Raw genomic sequence first — 19876 nt, 5'->3', positions numbered from 1 at the left:
CATTACGCGGCGGCCGGGGCGCCGGTCTCGGCGATGACCTGCTCGGCCAGGCGCTCGGCGAAGATGTTGCCGATCAGGATGCCCATCACGATCGCGCCGACCAGGAAGACGGTGCCCAGCCAGACCATGGTCTCCAGCGGCACGGTGTAGGCGCCGATCACCCTGGCGGCGCACTCGGTGACCAGGACGGAGCCCCAGGCCAGCGAGAAGTTCCGCTCCTGGCGGCGGAACGCCGCCGAGGTCGCGGCCAGCCCGTCCCAGGCGGCCGAGCGGGCCGCCTGGCCCTTGACGATGAAGGGCCGCAGACCGGCGGTCATCATCGGCCGCCCCGCGAAGGCCGAGACCAGGATCGAGACACCGATCACGCTGCTCACCGCCCCGTCCTTGGCGAGCATCAGCCGCGGGTCGCCGGCCAGCATGGAGAGCCCGATGCCCGCCACGTTGACGACCAGCATCAGGACCGCCAGCGCGTTCAGCGAGCGCTCCCGGAGGAGTTGGTGGACGGTGCGCACCGCCGGGACGACGCTGCTCAGGGTGAGCGAGGCGACCAGGCTCAGACCGAACACCGAGTGCGCCGCGTAGTAGGTGATCAGCGGCACCGCGATGTCGACGGCCAGCGGCCGCAGGTTCGCGAGCTTCTGCTCCGTGCCGCTCTCGTCCGCCGCGTTCCGGGTGATGACTGCCATGATCCGCTCCTCCGTGTCCGGTCTCCCGCTGTGACTCCAGAATCCCGTCCGGCCCGGGTCCGGCAGCAGTGTCTGCTGTCCGGGAAGCGGTATGACGGATGTCATGGTTGGGCTGATCGTCCGTCACTCCTGAGTACGCGTACTCAGGACCGGTGGCACCGGCGGGCGGAAGCATGGAGGCCATGGACCTCCAGATACCGAGAGTCGGCATCACCGGCGTCGGCGCATGCCTGCCCGAACAGGTGCTGACCTCTCAGCAGCTCCAGGACCAGGTGGCGGGCGGCAGCGGCCTCCGGCTCCCGGACCGGATGTTCGAGAAGGCCACCGGGATCGTCACCCGGCGCTTCGCGGCGGACGACGAGTACGCCTCGACCCTTGCCCTCGGCGCCGGCCGGCAGGCGCTGGCCGACGCCGGGTACCACCCGCTGGACATCGACCTGTTGCTCTACGCCTCCGCCACCCGGGACGTCTGCGAGCCCGCCACCGCCCACCTCGTCCAGGCCGAACTCGGCTCCCGTGCCCATGCCTTGGACGTCTCCAACGCCTGCAACAGCTTCGTCAACGGCATCGACCTGGCCCGCGCGATGATCCTGGCCGGCCGCGCCCGCCGGGTCCTGGTGGTGACCGGCGAGACGCCCAGCCGGGCGATGCGGCGCGACCCGAGCGGTCTGGCCGACTTCCGGGACGGCTTCGCGGGTTACACCTTCGGGGACGCGGGCGCGGCCGTCGTGGTGGAGCCGGTCGAGCGTGGCGGGATCGTCGACATCGAGACCGAGACGGCCTCCGAGCACTGGGCGGTCGGCGGCATCCCCGGTGGCGGCTCGCGGCACCCGCGCGGCGACGAGTACAGCTACTTCCGGGGCGGCGGCAAGGAGTTGCGCGGCGTCTTCGAGAAGATCGGCGGCGACATCCTGACCCGCGTGGCCGCCCGGACCGGGCTCGGCTGGGACGCGTACGCCCGGGTCCTGGTGCACCAGGTGACGGTGCCGTACCTGGAGCGCTTCGTGGAGCTGACCGGTGTGCCGGCCGAGAAGCTGGTGCTGACCGTGCCGGAGCTCGGCAATGTCGCCAGCGCCACGCTGGGTGTCCAACTGGCCAGGATCAAGCACGAGTTGTCGCCGGGCGACCGGGTTCTGCTGGTCGGCCTGGGCGGTGGGGTCAGTCTGATGACCATGGTCTGGGAGGTCTCGTGAGCACGCTCTGGGTGGTCATCCCCGCCTACCAGGAGGAGGCCAGGATCTCGGGCGCGCTGGGCGCGCTCGCGGCGCAACACGACCTGGACTTCAGGCTGTTGGTGGTCGACAACGCCTCCTCCGACCGCACGGTCGAGCTGGTACGGGACTTCGCCGCCCGGGCTCCCTTCCCGGTCGAGGTGCTGGTCGAGCCGGAGAAGGGCGTCGGCTGCGCCGTGGACACCGGCTTCCGGCACGCGATCGCCGCCGGCGCCGAGCTGCTCGCCCGTACCGACGCCGACTGCCTCCCGCAGCCCGGTTGGACGGCGGCGGCCCGCGCCGCGATGCTCCGCTCACGCGGGCTGGTCTGCGGCCGCATCGACGCCCGGCACGACGAGCACGGCCCGGTCGGCCGCGCGGTGTTCCGGACGCTGGTCGCGCTCGGCGCCGCCTTCGGGCGGATCCGGCCCGCCCACCACCGCAGGCACGGCTACCTGGTCCCGTACCGGATGCACGCCGGCAACAACATGGCGATCACCGCCGACCTCTACCTGGCGGTCGGCGGCATGCCCCGACGGCCCTCACCGACCGACCGGACCTTCATCAACCGCGTCCGCCGCCACACCACCGCCATCGTCCACTGCCGGGACATGGTGGTGCAGAACTCCACCCGCCGGATCCGGGCGTACGGAGTGCTCGGCACGGCCCGCTGGTACCTGGACCGCGGCAGCGGCGGGCGCGGCGTCGACCCACGCTGACCCTTCCCGCTCACTGACCCCGCGCTGACCTGGGAGTCCTCCCCATGCTGGACCAACTCGCGCACACCCTGCGCCAGGGCGCCGACCGCCCCGCCCTGCTCGGCTGCACCCGCAGCGGCGCCGAGCGGGTCCTGGTGCGCTGCGGCGAACTCGCCGACCTCGCCGACGGGTACGCCGCCGCACTGCACCAGCGGTACGGGCTCCGCACCGGGGACACGCTGGGCGTGGCCGTCCGGCCGGGCCCGCGTGCGCTCGCGGTGCTGCTGGCGGCGCACCGGCTCGGCGTCCGGGCCGCCGTGCTCGACCCGGCCGCCGGGCCCGAGGTACTGCTCGCCCGGCTGGCCCTCGCCCGGCCCGCGCTGGTCCTCGCCGACGCCACCGCGCAGGCGGTGGCCGGGTGGGCCCGGCCGCTCGCCCGGCGGGCCCGGCTCTCGCTGCCCGCACTGGCCGAGCTGGGCCCGGTGGCGACGGTCGGCCCGCGCTGGCCGGGCTGTGCCCCCGCGCTGAAGCCCGCCTCGGGGGCTGCCCCGGCCCGGTACGACGGGGACGGGGACGCGGTGATCGTCTTCACCTCGGGCACGACCTCCCGGCCCCGCGCGGTGGTCCACACCCGCAGCGGTCTGGCCGCCGGGATGCGCACCGTCGCCGGACTGGTCCGGCCGGGCGCCGGGGACGCGGTGCTGGGCGGGACCTTCTTCGTCCTGGTGCCGTCGCTGGCGGCGGGTGCGACGGTCGCCCTGCCGTCCCGGTCCCCGAGGACGCTCGACCGCCAGATCCGGCGGCTGCAGCCCCGTGAGACCTATCTGACCCCACCTCAGCTACGCGGCGTCAGCCGCTTCACCGGACGGGTCTGGACCGGCTCGGCGCCCGCGAGCGCCGAACTCCTCGGCCGGGTCAAGCGGGCCGGGGCCACAGAGGCCTGGGGCGTCTACGCGCTGACCGAGCTGTTCCCTGCCGCCGCCGTCGAGGAGGCCGACAAGGCCGCCTTCACCGGCGACGGCGACCTGCTGGGCCGCCCGCTCCCGGGCGTCGAGACCAGGCTCTCGGCCGACGGCGAGCTGCTGCTCACCGGCCCCGCCGCCCGCGACCGCTACCTCGGTGAGCAGCCGGACCCCTGGATCCGTACCGGCGACCGGGCCCGGCTGACCACGGACGGCCGGATCGTGCTGGCCGGCCGCTGCAAGGACATGGTGCTGCGCCGGGCGGAGAACATCTACCCGGGCCTCTACGAGCCGGCTCTGCACCTGCCGGACGTCGAACTCGCCGTCCTGGTCGGCGTTCCGGCGGGTGACGGCGACGAGCGGCTGGTCGCCCTCGTCCAGCCGCTGCCCGGCGCCGACCGACGGCGGCTCCGTACGGCCCTGGAGATCCCGCTGGCCCGGATGGGCAGCGCCCGCCCGGACGCGGTGCTCTTCGCCGACATCCCACTGGCCGGTCGCTCGCGCAAGCCGGACCGGGCGGCGGCATCCCGCCTCTGTGCACGGGAGTTGGCCCGGTGAACCTCGCCCGCAGCCGCGACCGCCAGGTCTACCTGCGCAGCCACCCCGTCCTGTTCGCCCTGCTGGCAGCCACCCGCCGCCGTCCGGTGGTCCGGCTCGGCCGGACGGTGCTGGTGCACGGGCCGGACGCGTACCGCGAGGTGCTCACCCGCGTTCCGCTGGACCGGACGGCGGCCGGGACCACGGGCGGCGCCGCGGCCGAACTCACCGACGGCGGGCTGCTGTTCGACCAGGAGGGCGCCGAGCACCGGGCCGCCCGCCGGGACCTCGCCACCGCGCTCGGCTCGGAGGGCGTGGCGCGGCTGCGGCCGGTCTGGCAGTCGGTGCTCCGGGAGCGGCTCTTTCCTGGGAAGGTGGTCGATCTCGTCCCGGTGGTGCGGGAACTGGCCGGAGCCACCGCCGCCGCACTGACCGGCAGCAGCGCCGAGCCGCTCGCGCTGGCCCTCGCGGCGTTCGACGCCGCCTCGGCCGCCGCCCGCGACCACCTGCCGGGCCTGCTGCCCCACCGCCGCGATCCCCGGGCCGCCGACCGGCTCAACGCCATGCTTCCGGACAGCCTGGACGCCATGCTGACCGTCGCGGCCGTGAACACCACGGTGGCCGCCCTTCCGCGCGCCGCCGCCTGGTGCGCCCGGGCCGGGCTCTGGCCCGAGGTCTCTGCCGAACTCGCCGCCGAGCTCCTGCGGTTGACCGCTCCCTCGCCGATCCTGCCGCGCGTCGCCGCCGCCGACGCCACGGTCGCGGGCTGCCCGATCCGGGGCGGCGACCGGCTGGTCCTGGTCGCCCGGCACGCCGCTGAGGGCCACCGTGCAGTGCCCGCCGACCCGGCATTCGCGCAACAGGCGGTCTTCGGCGCCGGGCCGCACGCCTGCCCGGGGGCCCAGCTCGCCCGCGTCCAACTCACCGACTTCCTGGCCGCGTTGGCGCCGTACCGCCCGGTGGTGGTACGCGCCGAGGTCGACCGCCGGTCCGCTCTGCCGGGCTACGCCTCCCTGCTCGTCCGAAAGGGCTGAACCCATGCGCATCGCCGTGACCGGCGCCAGTGGCTTCTGCGGCTCGCACGTGGCACGCGCCGCCGCCGCTCTCGGTGCCGAGGTGATCTGCCTCGGCCGCCGCCCGGGCCCGGTGGGCCGCCATGTCGTCTGGGACGCCGCGACCTCCGTGCCCGAGCTCGCAGGCGCCGACCTGGTCGTCCACTGCGCGGCGGCGGTCGGCGACCCCGCACCCGGTTCGCCCGCCGAGGCGGAGCAGTACGCCGTCAATGTGGCCGGCAGCGCCCGCCTGCTGGAGGCCGCCGCCGGCCGCCCGGTCGTCTCGGTGAGCAGCGCCAGCGTGTACGACCCGCGCCTCAGCCGCGCCCTGGTCCGCGAGGACCACCCGACCGCCCACGGCCACCTCAACGCCTACGGCCGCACCAAGGCCGCCGGTGAACGCCTCGCGCTGGCTGCCGGCGCCGTCGTGCTGCGCCCGCGCGCGGTGTACGGGCCGGGCGACCCGCACCTCGTCCCCCGACTGCTCGCGCGGGTCCGCCGAGGCGTGCTGCTGCTCCCCGGCCCCGACGTCCCGCTGAGCCTGACCGCCGTCCAGAACCTCGCCGATGCCTGCCTGGCCGCCCCCGGCTGGCCCGCCGGTGCGTACAACATCGCCGACCCGGCCCCGTACCGCCGCGAAGCGGCCGTCCGCCAGGTCCTGGACGCCCACGGAGTCCGCGCCCGCCTGGTCCATCTCCCGCGCCGCCCCGCCGAGTTCGCCGCCCGCCTCAGCCGCTCACCCGAGCTCACCCCGTACGCGGTCGACCAACTCGCCCGCCCGGTCGTCCTGGACACCGCCAAGGCCCAGCGCCAGGGCTGGGCACCACGCTGGGACCTCACCTCGGTGCTCGCCGGGCAAGCAGAAAGCGCCCGCACACCGCTGTAGCGGTGCACGGGCGCTCCCTGCCGCCCCCCGGCGTCAACTCCTGGCGGCCTTCTTCACCAGGATCACCACACCGGCCGCGAGGCCGACCACCACGAGGGCCTTGATCAGCAGGCCGATCAGCGAGCTCACCACGCCGACCACGAACCACACCAGGTTCCACGCGAGCACCAGCACGATGATCGGGACGACGATGTTGCGCACCCACGAGGGCAGCGACTTCCAGAGCTCAGCCATGTCCGTTCCTTCTCTCCCCTCGGGCCGGCGCCGGCTGCTCCGTCGCGTCCCGTTGCTTTCGATACTTCGATCGTACGGGCCTCGTACCTCGTAACCGAGGGCCGAGACCCCGGAGAGAACCCGGAGATCACCCCTAGACCCGCCCCAGGGGATCCCCCACCCGGGATGAGAACCGCGTGGCTATTCTCTGATCACCGCCCGCCCGACCACGTCCAACCTCAACTTCACCGCCGGCCGGACCGTCCCCAACCACGTCATCACGCCGCTGGGGAGCAACGGGAAGGCCGACATCTACAACTTCGCCGGCAACACCCACGTGTTCGCCGACCTCTTCGGCTACTTCACCAACGGCTGACGAGACACCGGTGCCCCCGTCCCCTGCCCCGGGGACGGGGGCACCGGCATGTGCGGCCTCAGACCGGCCAGGCCTCGCCGCGCCAGGCGGCGTCCCAGAACATCCACTCGTAGCGCGTGGTGGTGGTGAAGTGCTCGACCATCCGGCGTCGTTCCGCCGGGGAGATCTCCTCCCCGAGGCGGTCGGTCAGGGCGAGCACCCGGCGGACGACGGACTGGAACGCCTCGTCGCCGTACGTGGAGATCCACTTCGCGTAGAGCGGCTCGGGGGAGGACTTGGCGAGCAACTGCTCGCCGACCCGGGCGTAGATCCAGTAGCACGGCAGCACCGCCGCGACGGCCTCCGCGAAGGAGCCGCCGTAGACCGTGGCCAGCAGGTAGCTGGTGTAGGCGCGGGTGGTGGGCAGCACCGGCTCGGCCGCGGCCTCCTCGGCGGTCTCGCCGAACGCGGTCAGGAACTCGGCGTGCATGCCCTGCTCCGCCGCCAGCGCACCGATCGCGTCGTCGGCGAAGGCTCGAACGTCCTGCTCGCCGGGTGCCTTGGCGGCGCAGAGGGCGAGCGCTCGGGCGTAGTCGCGCAGGTAGTGGGAGTCCTGGATGACGAAGTGCCGGAAGGCCTCGCGCGGCAGGGTGCCGTCGGTGAGTCCGCCGATGAAGGGGTGGTCGAGGATCTCCGCATAGATCGGCTCGATGGCCGACCAGAGCTCGTCGGTGAGTGACACGGTGCCTCCAAAATGGTCCTCACGACCCTACCGACCGCAGCGGACCTGTCCCCGACCTGTTCAGTCCTCGGGCGGGGAGAAGACGACCAGCACCCGCAGTTCCTCGGTGATGTGGTGAAAGCGGTGCGGCACACCTGCGGGCACGTAGACCACGCTGCCCCGGCCGACGGTGGTGGTCTCGTCGCCGACGGTCAACTCGGCGCGACCGCTGATGATCTGGTAGATCTCGTCCTGGGCGTGCGGCGACTGGGTGTCCGTGTCGCCGGGCGACAGCGCGTACAGGCCGGCCGACATGTTCCGTTCCTTCAGGAAACGAAGGTACGCGCCCTGGTTGGCGGCCCGCTCCGCATCCAGCTGGTCCAGCCGGAAGACCTTCATGTACGCCGTCCCTCCTCATCCGGATGGGCACATTGAACAACATCCGGACGGGAACCTTCCCCCGGCCCCGCTGGCCTGCCACGATCCCGGTATGAAGAGTTTCGTGATCAAAACGCTCATCAACGCGGCAGCCATCTGGGTGGCCGCCTGGATCGTCAACGGCATCACCCTCACGGGGGGAGACTGGCAGCACAAGACGATCACGGTGCTCGCGGTGGCCCTGATCTTCGGAGTGGTGAACTGGCTGATCAAGCCGGTGGTGAAGCTGTTCTCCCTGCCCCTGTTCATTCTCACGCTCGGCTTGATCACTTTTGTGATCAACGCCCTGATGCTGTGGCTGACCTCGTGGGCCTCCGACAAGCTCAGCCTGGACTTCCACGTCGAGGGCTTCTGGTCGGCGCTGCTCGGCGCGCTGATCATCAGCGTGGTGTCCTGGGGCCTCAACCTGGCCTTCGGGGACGACGACTGATCCACCTGTGCGGGTGACCGATCCCTCGCGCGCACTCGATGGGCCCCCGCCCACAGCGGTGGGCCCATCCGCGCGTCCGGGCCCGGGCCCGGCGCGGAAGGCCGACCAATGTCAACCGGCGTCAACCCGCGTCAACAGACGTCAACCGGCGTTCTCGCAGCCCCGGCTGAGGATGTCGGCCAGCTGGGCGTCCAGCTCGCCCTCGGTGATCTCCTGGCCCATCGGCACCAGCCGGTCCGTCCGCGCGAGGAAGGCGATCAGCGGCGGCGACGAGGCGCGCATCACCGCGTCCCCGTCGGGGGAGTGCAGCACGATGCAGACGTCGGAGAGCTCCTCCCCGACGGGGTGGATGTGCACATCACCCTCGCCGGTCGGCCGGCTGATCCCGTCGAGCAGCAGCTCGCGCGCGAAGACCCAGGCCACCGGCTCGTCGCCGGGCAGGTGGAAGGTGAAGCGGACCGCAAACGGGTCGGCGGGGTCGTACTCGAGGTCGACCACGATGCGGAAGGAGAGCTCGTTCGACACCACGAGGTTCATGACCACGTGGCCCTGGACTGTGCTGTGCATGCGCCAGTACCTCTCGTCCTGCCCGGCCCGTGCGTGCTGAAGGTCCACCATCGGCCGGACGTGCAGTTCGCTGTAGTGGAACGGCGCCCTGGGAGGGCGTCCCTCCCGCCGTGCGGTGGCCGGCGGGAGTGCAGCTGAGTCTCTAGTTCTGTCCCCGATTCCCCGTTCAAAACCATCGTCCGAGAACGGGGGACGAAGGGGACAAGGTGCGCTTTTCACATAGTGAACGGATGCCTCTACGCGCCTATGGCCATGCCCAGCCCCCAGCCCGAGTCATTGCAAACAGGAGGGCACTCGGAGTACTTTGCTCCGCTGTGCCCGACTGGCGCTCATTGCAGCACAGGGCAGACACGCCTGCAATCATTCCGACGCGCACTATCTGCGAAAAACATTCGAATCGAAGGAGGATGTGTCCACGAGCTTGGAAGCCTCACGGACATACTGGCAGTCAACCTGACTATCGAAGATCTAGCGTCGCCATACCCATGCCTGCCGGACGACACCCCCGGGCACGCCGATTCAGCCGTTCGGCGGAACGAGATGCTCCTCTTCGTGCGTCCGTACGAGTTTCGGGGTAGGCGTGGCGCGGGAGAATCCCGCACAACGCTCGCGCCCCGGAGGTGGCCATGGCCGGCCCCGTTCGCCCCGTCGTCAAGCGCACCGCCAGGGCGATCCTGCTGGAGCTGGACCAGAACGACCCGCACGCCCCCGCCACCATCGTGCTGATCAAGCGCACCCGGCCCGGCTCGCACCCGTACTGGATCACCCCGGGCGGAGGGGTGGAGCGCGAGGACCGCACCGTGGTGGAGGCCCTGCACCGCGAGGTGGACGAGGAGCTCGGCGGCAAGGTCCAGGACGTGGTGCCCGTCTTCGTCGACACCGTGGCCCACTCGCACCACGAGGACGGCACCCTCGCCCACCCGCACGGGGTCAAGGTGCAGCACTTCTTCGTCTGCCGGCTCGCCTCGATGGACCTCGCGCGACGGCACGGGCCGGAGGTGGACGAGCCGAACGGCGAGTACGAGGTCGTCCGGCTGCCCTTCACCCGCGAGGGCGTGACCTCCGTCAACGTCGTGCCGCCGAGTCTGCGCGCCTATCTGGCCGCCAACATCGAGGGCGTCCGTGCCATGCTGGCGCCCGACCTCGCCTGAGCACTGAGCGTCGGGCACCGGCATCGGCACGTCCTCACCCTGCCGCCAGGTCACCGACCAGGTCGTGGTGGATCCGGGAGTGCGCCACCCCGGCGCCGAGCAGCGCCCGCGTCGCCCGCCGCACCATGGCCGCCGGGCCGCTCAGATAGGCCTCGCGGCCGTCCCACGGCCCGCAGGCCGCGGCCACCTCGGGCAGGTCACCCGTGAGCGTCTCCCCGCGCACGGCCCGTTCCTCCGAGACCACCGGGCGGACCGAGAGCCACGGGTGCCTGCGGGTGAGCCCTCGCAGCGCCTCCCACTCGTACAACTCCTCACGGCGGCGGGCACCGTAGAACACGTCCACCGACCGGCCGGCCGACCCGCACTCGGCCACCTCCTCCACCAGCGCGCTGATCGGTGCGATCCCGGTGCCGCCGCCCAGGCAGACCAGGTCGGCACCACTTCCGTGGTCCAGCACCATGCCGCCGGCGGCCGGTCCGAGCCGGAGCACGTCGCCGGGGGCGGCCCGGTGGACGAGCGCGTTGCTCACCCACCCCGCCTGCACGGCCTTGACGTGGAAGGTCAGCAGCCCGTCGGGGCGGGGCGCGGTGGCGAAGGAGAAGTGCCGCCAGACCCGCGGCCACCAGGGCGTCTCCACGGTGGCGTACTGCCCGGCGCGGTACGGGTACAGCTGGTCGGGTCGGACGGTCACCACGGCGATGTCCGAGGTGCGCCGCCGGTGCGAGACGACCTCCGCCTGCCACCAGGGCGGCGAGGACTTGGCGGCGGCCTCGGCCGCATTGATCATGATCTTCGCGACCAGTCCGTACACCCGGCGCCAGGCCAGCTCGGTCGCGGCGTCCCAGCGGCTGCCGCAGTACCGTTCCAACGCGGCGACCAGGCACTCCCCCACCGGGCCGTAATGACCGGTCAGCGTCCCGTACTTGCGGTGCCCCTGGCCGAGCCGGGTGAGGTACTCCGTCAGCCCGGCCGGGTCGTCGGCGCTGCGGGCCGCCATCAGCAGGGAGCGGAAGAGTCGGTCGCGCTGGACGTCCATCGCCGCCGGGAAGAGCGCCCGCACCTCGGGGTGGTGGACGAAGATCAGTGCGTAGAAGTGGGCGGTGGCCCGGTCGGCCACGGGCTCCACGACGGCCAGACTGGCCCGGATCAGTTCGATGTCACGCGCGGTGGGGGGCTGCTCGGCGGCCGCCCGGAGATCGGTGGCCGGCGGGAGCGCCTGCGTCTGCGGGGTGTTCTGCCCGAGGGTGTCCAGGGCCCAGGCCCGGCTCCAATGGTCGCCCGGCCCGGCCCAGTTCAGGCCGGGAGCATGGGTGAACATCGGCTCGATCGGAGGCGCGGGCAGGGCGGCCGGCGGGACGGCCGCCGGGATGGCCGGCGGACTGGTCGGCCGGGCGGGGATCGCCGGCTCCGAGGCCGCAGGACCCGGGACGGGGTCGAGCTCCGGTACGCGCGTCGGCACGCGCTCATACGCAGGAGTCGGCGCGGGGGACTCCGTCTGCGGCATCCCCGGCACGGCGGCCACCGCGACCGACCCATGCCCCGCCCGGACCCTCAACGAGGTTGACTTCACCGCGACTTGACGAGTGCCCAAGAGAATCGTTTCGCTTCCGGTCGTCCCTGCAACCACACCTGGCTTGTCTCTGCTGACGCCTTCGGTAGCGTGGCACGCCCAAACAGCTCATCCGACAAATCGCGCGAAGCCCGGACACCTGGGCCACCCGCGCGCTACGCTCGCCCGACCTATGGTCGCCTTGCGCAGTGGGCACACCACGCAAAGCGACCATCAGGCCGAGGCCCTACAGCTGCCGCAGCAGCATCCCGGGCTGCTCGACACAGTCCGCGACGAAGCGCAGGAACCCGCCCGCGGTGCCCCCGTCGCAGACCCGGTGGTCGAAGGTGAACGACAGCTGGGTCACCTGCCGTACCGCCAACTGGCCCTCGTACACCCACGGTTTGGCGATGATTCGGCCGACGCCGAGCATCGCGGCCTCGGGGTGATTGAGGATCGGGGTCGAGCCGTCGACGCCGAACACCCCGTAGTTGTTGAGCGTGAAGGTCCCACCGGTCAGCTCGGCCGGGGTGAGCGATCCGGCGCGGGCCGACTCGGTCAACCTGGCCAGCTCTGCACCGAGTTGCTCCGTCCCGAGCAGGTGCGCGTCGCGGACCACGGGGACGACCAGGCCGCGCTCGCTCTGCGCCGCGAAACCCAGGTGTACTGCGGAGTGCCGCCTGATGCCCGAACCATCGCTCTCCACACTGGAGTTCAGCTCGGGGAAGCGGGCCAGCGCGGCCGTGCAGATCCGCGCCAGCAGCGCCAGGACGCTCACCTTCGGCCCGGCCGAACGGTTCAACTGTGCGCGCAGCGCCATGAGTTCGGTCGCATCGGCGTCCACCCAGCAGGTCGCGGCAGGGATCTCCTGGTGGCTGCGGGTGAGCTTCTCGGCGACCGCCCGCCGCAGGCCGCGCATCGGCACCACCTCGGCGGCGGCGACAGGCGGAGCCACCGAAGCGGCAGGTGCGGCCACCGGACCGGCAGCCGCCACGGCCCGGTCCACATCCGCCCGCATGATCAGCCCGTCCGGCCCGCTGCCGGTGAGCCTCGCAAGGTCGATCCCGTGCTCACGCGCCACCCGCCGCACCAGCGGCGAGATCACCGGCACCACGGCCGGCGTGACCACCGCAGTACTTGCGGCAGCGCCCACCCGGCCCCGGCGCGCGCCCTTGGGCGTGTCCGCGACCCCGTACCCGACCAGCGGGCGTTCGACCGGGGCATCGGCGTCGGCGGCCGGTCCCCCGCTCGGCGAGACGGCGACCGTCACCAGCGGCGCCCCGACCGGGACCTCCTCGCCGGGCTCGCCGTACCTCGCGGTGACCACGCCGCCGTACGGGCACGGCACCTCGACGACCGCCTTCGCGGTCTCCACCTCGACCACCGGCTGGTCGACGGCGATCACCTCGCCGACCTCGACCATCCAGCGCACCACCTCGGCCCCGGTGAGTCCCTCACCGAGGTCGGGCAGGGTGAACTCTCGCACCACTGGCATCATCGTCAGTCCTCCCACTGCAGCCGGGCGACCGCGTCCAGGATCCGGTCCACCCCGGGCAGGTGGTGGTGCTCGAGCATCGGCGGCGGGTACGGGATGTCGAAGCCGGTGACCCGCAGGACGGGCGCGGCCAGGTGGTGGAAGCAGCGCTCGGTGATCCGGGCGGCGATCTCCGCGCCCGTCCCGCCGAAGCCGCCGGACTCGTGGACGACGACCGCCCGCCCGAGCGAGCGGACCACCTCGCAGACCGTCTCGTCGTCGAAGGGCACCAGCGAGCGCAGGTCCAGCACCGCGAGGTCCCAGCCCTCGGCCTTCGCCGCCTCCGCCGCCTCCAGGCAGACGGGCAGCGAGGGCCCGTAGGTGACGAGCACGGCCGAGCGGCCCGTCCGGCGCAGCACGGCCTTGCCGATCGGGTCCACACTCAGCGAGGGGTCCCACTCCGCCTTGCCCCAGTAGAGCCGCTTGGGCTCCAGGAAGACGACCGGGTCGTCCGAGGCTATGGACGCCCGCAGCAGCCCGTACGCGTCGGCAACGGTGGCGGGGGTGACGACGTGCAGGCCCGGCGTGTTGGCGTAGTACGCCTCGGAGGAGTCGCTGTGGTGCTCGACGCCGCCGATGCCGCCGCCGTAGGGGATGCGGATGGTGATCGGCAGCGGCATCCGGCCGGCCGTGCGGTTGCGCATCTTCGCGACGTGCGAGACGAGTTGCTCCATGGCCGGGTAGGCGAAGGCGTCGAACTGCATCTCGACCACGGGCCGAAGCCCGTACATCGCCATGCCGATCGCCGTGCCCAGGATGCCGGCCTCGGCGAGCGGGGTGTCCAGGCAGCGGTCCGGGCCGAACTCGGCGGTCAGGCCGTCGGTGATCCGGAAGACGCCGCCGAGCGCACCGACGTCCTCGCCGAGCACGTGCACCGTCGGGTCGGCCTGCATGGCGTCCCGCAGTGCGGAGTTGAGGGCCTGCGCCATGGTGCTGGTACGCAGGGACGTTGCTGTGCTCATCGGTTGTGCACCTCGGCCTCGGCGGCCAACTCGGCGGCGAGCTGCGCGGCTTGCTCGCGCAGCTGCGGGGTGGGCTCGGCGTAGACGTGGGCGAAGAGGGACATCGGGTCGAGCTCCGGATCGGCGTGGAACTCGGCGCGCATCCGGGCGGCGAGCGCCTCGGCCTCGTCGGCGGCCTCCTGGATCAGCTGGTCGTCCAGTACGCCGGCGGCCCGCAGGTGCCGCTCCATCAGCAGGATCGGGTCGTGCTCGCGCCAGGCGGCGACCTCAGCGTCCTCGCGGTAGCGGGTGGCGTCGTCGGCGTTGGTGTGGGCCTCGATCCGGTAGGTGAGGGCCTCGATCAGGGTCGGTCCGCCGCCGGTGCGGGCGTTCTCGACCGCTTCGGTGAGCACGGCGTGCACGGCGGGCGCGTCGTTGCCGTCGACCAGCCGGCCGGGGATGCCGTAGCCGACGGCCTTGTGGGCCAGGCTGGGCGCGGCGGACTGCTGGGTGAGCGGGACGGAGATCGCGTACCCGTTGTTCTGCACCAGGAACACCACCGGGGCGTGCAGCACGGCGGCGAAGTTGAGCGCCTCGTGGAAGTCGCCCTCGCTGGTGCCGCCGTCGCCGAGCATGGCCAGTGCGACCACCGGCTCACCACGCAGCCGGGCCGCGTGGGCCAGGCCGACGGCGTGCGGGGCCTGGGTGGCCAGCGGGGTGCAGAGCGGCGCGGTACGGGCGGCGCGCGGGTCGTACCCGGTGTGGGCGTTGCCGCGCAGCAGGGTCAGCGCCTCCAGCGGGTCGACGCCGCGGGAGACCACCGCGAGGGTGTCGCGGTAGCTGGGGAAGAGCCAATCGTCCACGCCGAGGGCCGTCGCGGCGGCGACCTGGCAGGCCTCCTGGCCGGTCGAGGCCGGATAGACGGCGAGCCGGCCCTGCTTGGTCAGGGTGGTGGCCTGCTGGTTGTAGCGGCGGCCGACCACCAGGCGGCGGTAGAGCTCGCGGAGCAGCTTCGGGTCGGCCTTGTCCAGCGCCGGGGTGCCGAGCACCCGGACGGGGGAGGCGTCCGGCAGCAGCGGGGCGGGGTCGGAGCGGGGGCCGGTCGCGCCGGGCAGCCATCCGGGGACGGCGGCCAGGTGTCTGTGATCGAGAACGGTCATCTCGGGCACCTCCAGAGGTGGGGGAGGGTGCAGCAGGGGCAGGGGTGATGCCGTGGTGCGCGAGGGGTGCCGGTGCTCGTCGCGAGGCCGATCCTCCCTACCGATTGTTCGGTTGTCTGTTCATTCTGGCCACAGCTCCGGCAAGGTGGTGGACAATCGGCCCGATCAGCGGTCGACTGGAGGCAGCATGTCCATTTCGGAGGGGTGGGGGGCCGTGTCGGCTGAACAGATGTCCAGGCTCGACCGCGTCGACCGGTCGATCCTGAGACTGCTCCAGCAGGACGGCCGGGCGTCGATACGCTCGGTCGCCGAGCGGGTGCATGTCTCCCGGGCCAATGCATATGCCCGGATATCCAGGATGGTCGACGACGGCGTGATCCGCGGCTTCACTGCACGCGTGGACCACGAGAAGGCGGGGCAGGGCGCGTCCGCGTACATCACCCTGAAGATCGTCCAGAACTCCTGGCGGACGGTGCGGGAGCAGCTGCTCGGGCTGCCCGGGGTGGCGCACATCGCGCTGGTGGGCGGCGAGTTCGACGTCCTGCTGCTGGTCCACACCGCGGACAACCACGCGCTGCGGGAGCTGGTGCTGGGGCGGATCCAGAGCATCCCGGAGGTACTGGGCACCCAGACCCTCCTGGTCTTCGAGGAGACCGACCAGGTCCCCCCTGTCTGACTGACCGCGACCGCCGGGCAAGCCCCAAGGGGCGCGGGGAACTGCGCGGGGCGGGAGGGCTCCGGCGTTCAGTCGCGGCAGGTCGTGCAGGTTGCTCCTCGAGTGCGGCTGGAGCTCTGGGTCTTCCGGCTTCGCGCAGGTCCCCGCGCCCCTTGAGGTTGCCCCTTGCCCCTCGGGTTGCCCTCGACCCCCGGGGTTGCCCCGCTCAGTGCGCCGCGCGCAGCCCGTCGAAGGCGAGGTGGACGACCGCCTCGGCGACGCCGTCGGCGGCCCTGACACCCGGCCGGTACCACTCCACGATGGAGTTGATCATGCCGAAGAGCAGCCGGGTGGCGAGCCGGGGCTCGACGTCCGAGCGCAGCTCGCCCGCGGCGACGGCCGCCCGGAGCAGCTCGGCCACCCGGTGGTCGAACTCCCGCCGGCGCTCCAGCGCCCACAGCTCGGTCGCGGTGTTGCCGCGCACCCGGAGCAGCAGCGTGACGTACGGCAGCTCGGCGAGCAGCACCTCGGCCGTCCGTCTGACCACGTGCTCCAGCCGGTCCACGGGGCGTCCGGTGCCGGCGGCGGGCTCGTCCAGGATGCCGAAGAGCGCGTCCAGCGCCCGGCCGACGGCGAGGTGGAGCAGCTCCTCCTTGCCGCGCACGTGGTGGTAGATCGAGGACTTGGAGATGCCGGCCGCCCGCGACAGGTCCTCCATGGAGGTGCCGTCGTACCCGCGCTCGTTGAAGACCTCGACCGTCACGGCGAGCAGTGACTCGACGGTGTACGCGGTGCGGGTGGTGTTCTCGGCCATACGAACGAGTATCCCCGGCGCCCTGGTGGAACGTCAGCCCGGGGCCACCGCCCTGCCACCACCCTGCCGCCGCCCGGACTCCGCACGGACCGTGCGCACACACTCACGCCACGGGAGCGGCATTGCCCGATGACGTAGGCTCGCGGGACAGTGTGAGGGCCAATGACGACAGGCGAAGCGACCGCGGGCGGGGACCATCCAATGAGCGCGATATCCCACACATCGGTGGATGAACGTTCGCAGGACGAGCAGCCCGAGAAGCCCGATCCCGAAGCCCCCGGCCGCACCCGGTGGACGAATGCCACGGCACGGCGGTTCGCCCCCGCCCTCGCGGCGTACGGCGTGGTGAAGCTGGTCGGCTTCCTCGTCTTCATGCGCCTGCTGGACGCCTCCGGGGACTTCCGCGCCAAGAACCCGCGGTTCGGCGGGGGTGCCCACTCCTGGGACGTCCTGCAGAGCTGGGACGGCTGGTGGTACGAGCAGGTCGCCGCCAACGGCTACCACCCGCAGCTCGTTCCGCTCACCGGCCAGTGGCTGACCCACGACCAGAACTCCGCCGCCTTCTTCCCGCTCTACCCCGGCCTGATGCGGCTGGTGTCCGACTGCACCGGCCTCGGCCTGTACGGCGCGGGCATGCTGATCTCGGTGCTCGCCTCGTTCGCCGCCGCCGCGGGCATCTTCGCGATCACCGCGAAGCTCACCGACCGGCGGACCGGGGTCATCGCCGCCGCGCTCTGGGGCGTCTTCCCGGGCTCGGGTGCCGAGTGGGCGGTCTACTCCGACTCGCTCTTCGTCGCGCTGGCCGCCTGGGCCTGCTACGCCGTGCTCACGCACCGCTGGCTCGCCGCGGGGGTGATCACCTTCGTCGCCGGGCTCAACCGGCCCACCGCCACCGCCCTGATCGCCGCCCTGGGCGTCGCCGCCATGGTCGCCCTGTACCGCGGCCGGGACGGCGTCACCGGCCCGCTCGCCGCCATGGTCATCGCCCCGCTCGGCCTAGCCGGGTACATCGTCTGGGTGGGCTGGCGGATGGGCGACCTGACCGGCTACTTCACCCTCCAGCGCGGTGCCTGGCTGCACTACTTCGACTACGGGAACCACACGCTGAACGTGCTGCGCGGGGTCCTCTACGGGCACACCGACTACCTGTTCTCGTTCCCGACCGAGGACCTGATCGGCGCGCTGCTGGTCTTCGCGGTGCCGGTGCTGACCGTGCTGCTGATCCGGCTGCGACCGCCGGTGTTCCTGGTCGTCTACACCCTGGTCACGGTCGTCCTGGTGCTGGGCAGCCAGCAGATCTTCGGCAACACCTCCCGCTATCTGCTGCCCGCCTTCCCGCTCCTCCTGCCGGTCGCGGTGGCGCTCCGCCGCCTGAGCCTGCCGTCGCTGGCGACCGTGCTGGGCTCGACCGCGATCGCGTCCGGCTGGTTCGCGGGTTACGTCCTCTTCGAGCTCGGCGTGCCGTAGGCCGCTGCGAATCCGTGGGCAGAAGCATCGGGATGGGGGCTTGTCCCGACCGATCGTTCGGTTACGCTGAGAGGTGTCCCGTCCGCCCCTTAGAGGAGCGCACCATGACCGCAGCGGCCGCTCACCCCTTCGTCGCCGAACTGATCGACCGTCACCAGGAGACGCTCTCCGGCGCCCTCGCCGCCTCCGCGTCACGCGACTACTGGTCGCCCTATCCCGAGTTCCCCAAGGCGTACGGCGAGACCGGGACGGAGGACGGCCGGGCCGCCTTCGAGGCCGTGCTCGGCAGCGTCTTCGCGATCGACGGCCAGCCGACCGATGGTGAGCTGGTCGGCGGCGAGTCCTCGCCGTACGGCATCGAGCTGGGCGTCAGCTACCCGCACGCCGAGGCCGAGGCGCTGATCGACGCGCTGCAGACGGCGCGGCCCGCCTGGGCGGCGGCCGGTCCGGCCGCGCGCGCGGCGGTCTGTCTGGAGATCCTGGCCCGGATCAACGCCCGCTCGCACGAGTTCGCGCACGCGGTGATGCACACCACCGGCCAGGCGTACGGGATGGCCTTCCAGGCCGGTGGCCCGCACGCCCAGGACCGCGGACTGGAGGCGGTCGCGTACGCCTACGCCGAGCAGACCCGCCTGCCGCAGAGCGCGAGCTGGACGAAGCCGCAGGGCAAGCGCGACCCGCTCAGCATGGTCAAGGAGTTCACCGTGGTGCCGCGCGGCCTCGCGCTGCTGATCGGCTGCAACACCTTCCCGACCTGGAACGGCTACCCCGGCCTGTTCGCCTCGCTGGCCACCGGCAACCCGGTGCTGGTCAAGCCGCACCCGCGCGCCACCCTGCCGCTCGCGCTCACCGTACGGGTCGCCCGTGAGGTGCTGACCGAGGCCGGCTTCGACCCCAACCTGGTCTGCCTGGCGGCGGAGCACGAGGGCTCGACCATCGCCCAGGTGCTGGCGGTGCGGCCCGAGGTGAAGATCATCGACTACACCGGCTCGACGTCCTTCGGCGACTGGCTGGAGAGCAACGCCAAGCAGGCCCAGGTCTACACCGAGAAGGCCGGCGTCAACACGGTGGTGATCGACTCCACCGACAACTACCGCGGCATGCTGGCCAACCTGGCCTTCTCGCTCTCGCTCTACAGCGGCCAGATGTGCACCACCCCGCAGAACCTGCTGATCCCGCGCACCGGCATCACCACCGAGGAGGGCGGCAAGTCCTACGACGAGGTGGTGACCGACCTCGCCGCCGCCATCGAGGGCCTGCTCGCCGACGACGCGCGGGCCGCCGCGATCCTGGGCGCCGTGGTCAACCCGGGCGTGCTGCAGCGCACCGTGCAGGCGGCGGGCGGCGAGTACGGCGAACTCGCCCTGACGCCGCGGGTGGTGACCTCCCCCGAGTTCCCGGCGGCCACGGTCCGGACGCCCGCGCTGATCAAGGTGGACGCCGACAAGCCGGACGACCGGGCGACCTTCCTGAGCGAGTGCTTCGGCCCGGTGTCCTTCGCGGTGGCCGTCGAGTCGGCGGAGGCGGCGGTCGAGCTGATGCGGCGCACCGTGCGCGAGCAGGGCGCCATGACGGCCGCCGGGTACACCGTGTCGCCCGAGGTCGAGGCGGCGCTGGTGGAGGCCTCCCTGGACGCCGGGGTCTCGCTCTCGCTCAACCTGACCGGCGGGGTGTACGCCAACCAGACGGCGGCCTTCTCCGACCTGCACGGCACCGGCGCCAACCCGGCCGCCAACTCGGCCTACTGCGACGGGGCGTTCGTCGCCAACCGGTTCCGCGTGGTCGAGGTCCGGCGGCACAGCTGAAAGACCGGTGGCCCGCTCCCCGGGGGAAGGGAACGGGCCACCGG

20 protein-coding genes are annotated in these 19876 nt (G+C 72.4%); 10 read left to right on the top strand and 10 right to left on the bottom strand.

Annotated elements, in window-relative coordinates:
- Positions 1–2: 2 nt before the first annotated feature.
- Positions 3–686, bottom strand: coding sequence for a VC0807 family protein (locus FB465_RS18625; protein WP_145792086.1), 684 nt, complete (start codon positions 684–686; stop codon positions 3–5).
- Between the two features lie 182 nt (positions 687–868).
- Between FB465_RS18625 and FB465_RS37015 the strand changes: the two genes are divergently transcribed.
- The 5 genes from FB465_RS37015 to FB465_RS18605 are packed head-to-tail and all read left to right on the top strand — an operon-like array spanning position 869 to position 6032.
- Positions 869–1879: a 3-oxoacyl-ACP synthase III family protein gene (locus tag FB465_RS37015; RefSeq protein WP_246192717.1), complete on the top strand. Its 1011-nt coding sequence runs from the start codon at positions 869–871 to the stop codon at positions 1877–1879.
- Positions 1876–2616, top strand: a complete 741-nt coding sequence (locus FB465_RS37010; protein ID WP_246192716.1) for a glycosyltransferase family A protein — start codon at positions 1876–1878, stop codon at positions 2614–2616. Before FB465_RS37015 ends, FB465_RS37010 begins: the two co-directional genes overlap by 4 nt.
- A gap of 44 nt (positions 2617–2660) precedes the next feature.
- Positions 2661–4115, top strand: coding sequence for a class I adenylate-forming enzyme family protein (locus FB465_RS18615; protein ID WP_145792084.1), 1455 nt, complete (start codon positions 2661–2663; stop codon positions 4113–4115).
- Positions 4112–5128, top strand: coding sequence for a cytochrome P450 family protein (locus FB465_RS18610; protein ID WP_145792082.1), 1017 nt, complete (start codon positions 4112–4114; stop codon positions 5126–5128). The genes FB465_RS18615 and FB465_RS18610 overlap by 4 nt, the downstream gene beginning before the upstream one ends.
- 4 nt (positions 5129–5132) lie before the next feature.
- On the top strand, positions 5133–6032 hold the full coding sequence (locus FB465_RS18605) for an NAD-dependent epimerase/dehydratase family protein (protein ID WP_145792080.1): 900 nt from the start codon (positions 5133–5135) through the stop codon (positions 6030–6032).
- Between the two features lie 33 nt (positions 6033–6065).
- Here the strand turns inward: FB465_RS18605 and FB465_RS18600 are convergent, their stop codons facing one another.
- The 3 genes from FB465_RS18600 to FB465_RS18590 form a co-directional block, all read right to left on the bottom strand.
- Positions 6066–6266 carry a DUF5326 family protein gene (locus FB465_RS18600; protein WP_145792078.1) on the bottom strand — a complete coding sequence of 67 codons (201 nt, stop codon included), beginning with the start codon at positions 6264–6266 and terminating at the stop codon, positions 6066–6068.
- A gap of 413 nt (positions 6267–6679) precedes the next feature.
- On the bottom strand, positions 6680–7342 hold the full coding sequence (gene tenA, locus FB465_RS18595) for a thiaminase II (RefSeq protein WP_145792076.1): 663 nt from the start codon (positions 7340–7342) through the stop codon (positions 6680–6682).
- A gap of 60 nt (positions 7343–7402) precedes the next feature.
- Complete coding sequence (locus FB465_RS18590) at positions 7403–7720, bottom strand: cupin domain-containing protein (RefSeq protein ID WP_145792074.1); 318 nt, start codon at positions 7718–7720, stop codon at positions 7403–7405.
- Between the two features lie 91 nt (positions 7721–7811).
- Between FB465_RS18590 and FB465_RS18585 the strand changes: the two genes are divergently transcribed.
- The gene (locus tag FB465_RS18585) at positions 7812–8189 is read left to right on the top strand and encodes a phage holin family protein (protein ID WP_145792073.1); all 378 of its coding nucleotides are present in this window, start codon (positions 7812–7814) and stop codon (positions 8187–8189) included.
- Between the two features lie 141 nt (positions 8190–8330).
- Here the strand turns inward: FB465_RS18585 and FB465_RS18580 are convergent, their stop codons facing one another.
- The gene (locus tag FB465_RS18580; RefSeq protein ID WP_145792071.1) at positions 8331–8756 is read right to left on the bottom strand and encodes an SsgA family sporulation/cell division regulator; all 426 of its coding nucleotides are present in this window, start codon (positions 8754–8756) and stop codon (positions 8331–8333) included.
- A gap of 626 nt (positions 8757–9382) precedes the next feature.
- Here FB465_RS18580 and FB465_RS18575 point away from each other — a divergent pair.
- Positions 9383–9907: an NUDIX domain-containing protein gene (locus FB465_RS18575; RefSeq protein ID WP_145792069.1), complete on the top strand. Its 525-nt coding sequence runs from the start codon at positions 9383–9385 to the stop codon at positions 9905–9907.
- Between the two features lie 34 nt (positions 9908–9941).
- Here FB465_RS18575 and FB465_RS18570 read toward each other — a convergent pair whose 3' ends face one another.
- The 4 genes from FB465_RS18570 to pdhA all read right to left on the bottom strand — a co-directional run bounded on the left by FB465_RS18570 (position 9942) and on the right by pdhA (position 15091).
- Positions 9942–11366, bottom strand: coding sequence for a globin domain-containing protein (locus FB465_RS18570; RefSeq protein WP_246192715.1), 1425 nt, complete (start codon positions 11364–11366; stop codon positions 9942–9944).
- Between the two features lie 337 nt (positions 11367–11703).
- A complete protein-coding gene (locus FB465_RS18565) occupies positions 11704–12951 on the bottom strand; it encodes a dihydrolipoamide acetyltransferase family protein (protein WP_145792065.1) in 1248 nt (415 codons plus the stop codon).
- Between the two features lie 5 nt (positions 12952–12956).
- A complete protein-coding gene (locus FB465_RS18560) occupies positions 12957–13952 on the bottom strand; it encodes an alpha-ketoacid dehydrogenase subunit beta (RefSeq protein WP_145792063.1) in 996 nt (331 codons plus the stop codon).
- Positions 13949–15091, bottom strand: a complete 1143-nt coding sequence (gene pdhA / locus FB465_RS18555) for a pyruvate dehydrogenase (acetyl-transferring) E1 component subunit alpha (RefSeq protein ID WP_145792061.1) — start codon at positions 15089–15091, stop codon at positions 13949–13951. Before pdhA ends, FB465_RS18560 begins: the two co-directional genes overlap by 4 nt.
- A 229-nt stretch (positions 15092–15320) precedes the next feature.
- Here pdhA and FB465_RS18550 point away from each other — a divergent pair, with 229 nt between their 5' ends.
- Positions 15321–15767 carry an Lrp/AsnC family transcriptional regulator gene (locus FB465_RS18550; RefSeq protein WP_145792059.1) on the top strand — a complete coding sequence of 149 codons (447 nt, stop codon included), beginning with the start codon at positions 15321–15323 and terminating at the stop codon, positions 15765–15767.
- Positions 15768–15972: 205 nt separating this feature from the next.
- Here FB465_RS18550 and FB465_RS18545 read toward each other — a convergent pair whose 3' ends face one another.
- Entirely contained in the window at positions 15973–16560 is a 588-nt protein-coding gene (locus tag FB465_RS18545) for a TetR/AcrR family transcriptional regulator (RefSeq protein WP_145792058.1), read from the bottom strand.
- Positions 16561–16761: 201 nt separating this feature from the next.
- On the opposite strand from FB465_RS18545, the gene FB465_RS18540 reads away from it, so the two are divergent.
- Together FB465_RS18540 and paaN are read left to right on the top strand one after the other, a co-directional pair.
- Positions 16762–18027, top strand: a complete 1266-nt coding sequence (locus tag FB465_RS18540) for a hypothetical protein (protein WP_425461189.1) — start codon at positions 16762–16764, stop codon at positions 18025–18027.
- Between the two features lie 104 nt (positions 18028–18131).
- Complete coding sequence (gene paaN / locus FB465_RS18535; RefSeq protein ID WP_145792056.1) at positions 18132–19832, top strand: phenylacetic acid degradation protein PaaN; 1701 nt, start codon at positions 18132–18134, stop codon at positions 19830–19832.
- Positions 19833–19876: the final 44 nt, after the last annotated feature.

This window comes from Kitasatospora atroaurantiaca, from assembly GCF_007828955.1.
Taxonomy (GTDB): Bacteria; Actinomycetota; Actinomycetes; order Streptomycetales; family Streptomycetaceae; genus Kitasatospora; species Kitasatospora atroaurantiaca.
This window is presented reverse-complemented; position numbering and strand designations above follow the sequence as displayed.

Coding starts and splice junctions, on each gene's coding strand:
- FB465_RS37015 (WP_246192717.1), top strand. CDS start 869: ATGGACCTCCAGATACCGAGAGTCGGCATCACCGGCGTCGGCGCATGC.
- FB465_RS18560 (WP_145792063.1), bottom strand. CDS start 13,952: ATGAGCACAGCAACGTCCCTGCGTACCAGCACCATGGCGCAGGCCCTC.
- FB465_RS18565 (WP_145792065.1), bottom strand. CDS start 12,951: ATGCCAGTGGTGCGAGAGTTCACCCTGCCCGACCTCGGTGAGGGACTC.
- FB465_RS18590 (WP_145792074.1), bottom strand. CDS start 7,720: ATGAAGGTCTTCCGGCTGGACCAGCTGGATGCGGAGCGGGCCGCCAAC.
- FB465_RS18615 (WP_145792084.1), top strand. CDS start 2,661: ATGCTGGACCAACTCGCGCACACCCTGCGCCAGGGCGCCGACCGCCCC.
- FB465_RS18545 (WP_145792058.1), bottom strand. CDS start 16,560: ATGGCCGAGAACACCACCCGCACCGCGTACACCGTCGAGTCACTGCTC.
- FB465_RS18585 (WP_145792073.1), top strand. CDS start 7,812: ATGAAGAGTTTCGTGATCAAAACGCTCATCAACGCGGCAGCCATCTGG.
- FB465_RS18575 (WP_145792069.1), top strand. CDS start 9,383: ATGGCCGGCCCCGTTCGCCCCGTCGTCAAGCGCACCGCCAGGGCGATC.
- paaN (WP_145792056.1), top strand. CDS start 18,132: ATGACCGCAGCGGCCGCTCACCCCTTCGTCGCCGAACTGATCGACCGT.
- pdhA (WP_145792061.1), bottom strand. CDS start 15,091: ATGACCGTTCTCGATCACAGACACCTGGCCGCCGTCCCCGGATGGCTG.
- FB465_RS18625 (WP_145792086.1), bottom strand. CDS start 686: ATGGCAGTCATCACCCGGAACGCGGCGGACGAGAGCGGCACGGAGCAG.
- FB465_RS18550 (WP_145792059.1), top strand. CDS start 15,321: ATGTCCAGGCTCGACCGCGTCGACCGGTCGATCCTGAGACTGCTCCAG.
- FB465_RS18605 (WP_145792080.1), top strand. CDS start 5,133: ATGCGCATCGCCGTGACCGGCGCCAGTGGCTTCTGCGGCTCGCACGTG.
- FB465_RS18600 (WP_145792078.1), bottom strand. CDS start 6,266: ATGGCTGAGCTCTGGAAGTCGCTGCCCTCGTGGGTGCGCAACATCGTC.
- FB465_RS18540 (WP_425461189.1), top strand. CDS start 16,762: ATGAGCGCGATATCCCACACATCGGTGGATGAACGTTCGCAGGACGAG.
- FB465_RS18580 (WP_145792071.1), bottom strand. CDS start 8,756: ATGCACAGCACAGTCCAGGGCCACGTGGTCATGAACCTCGTGGTGTCG.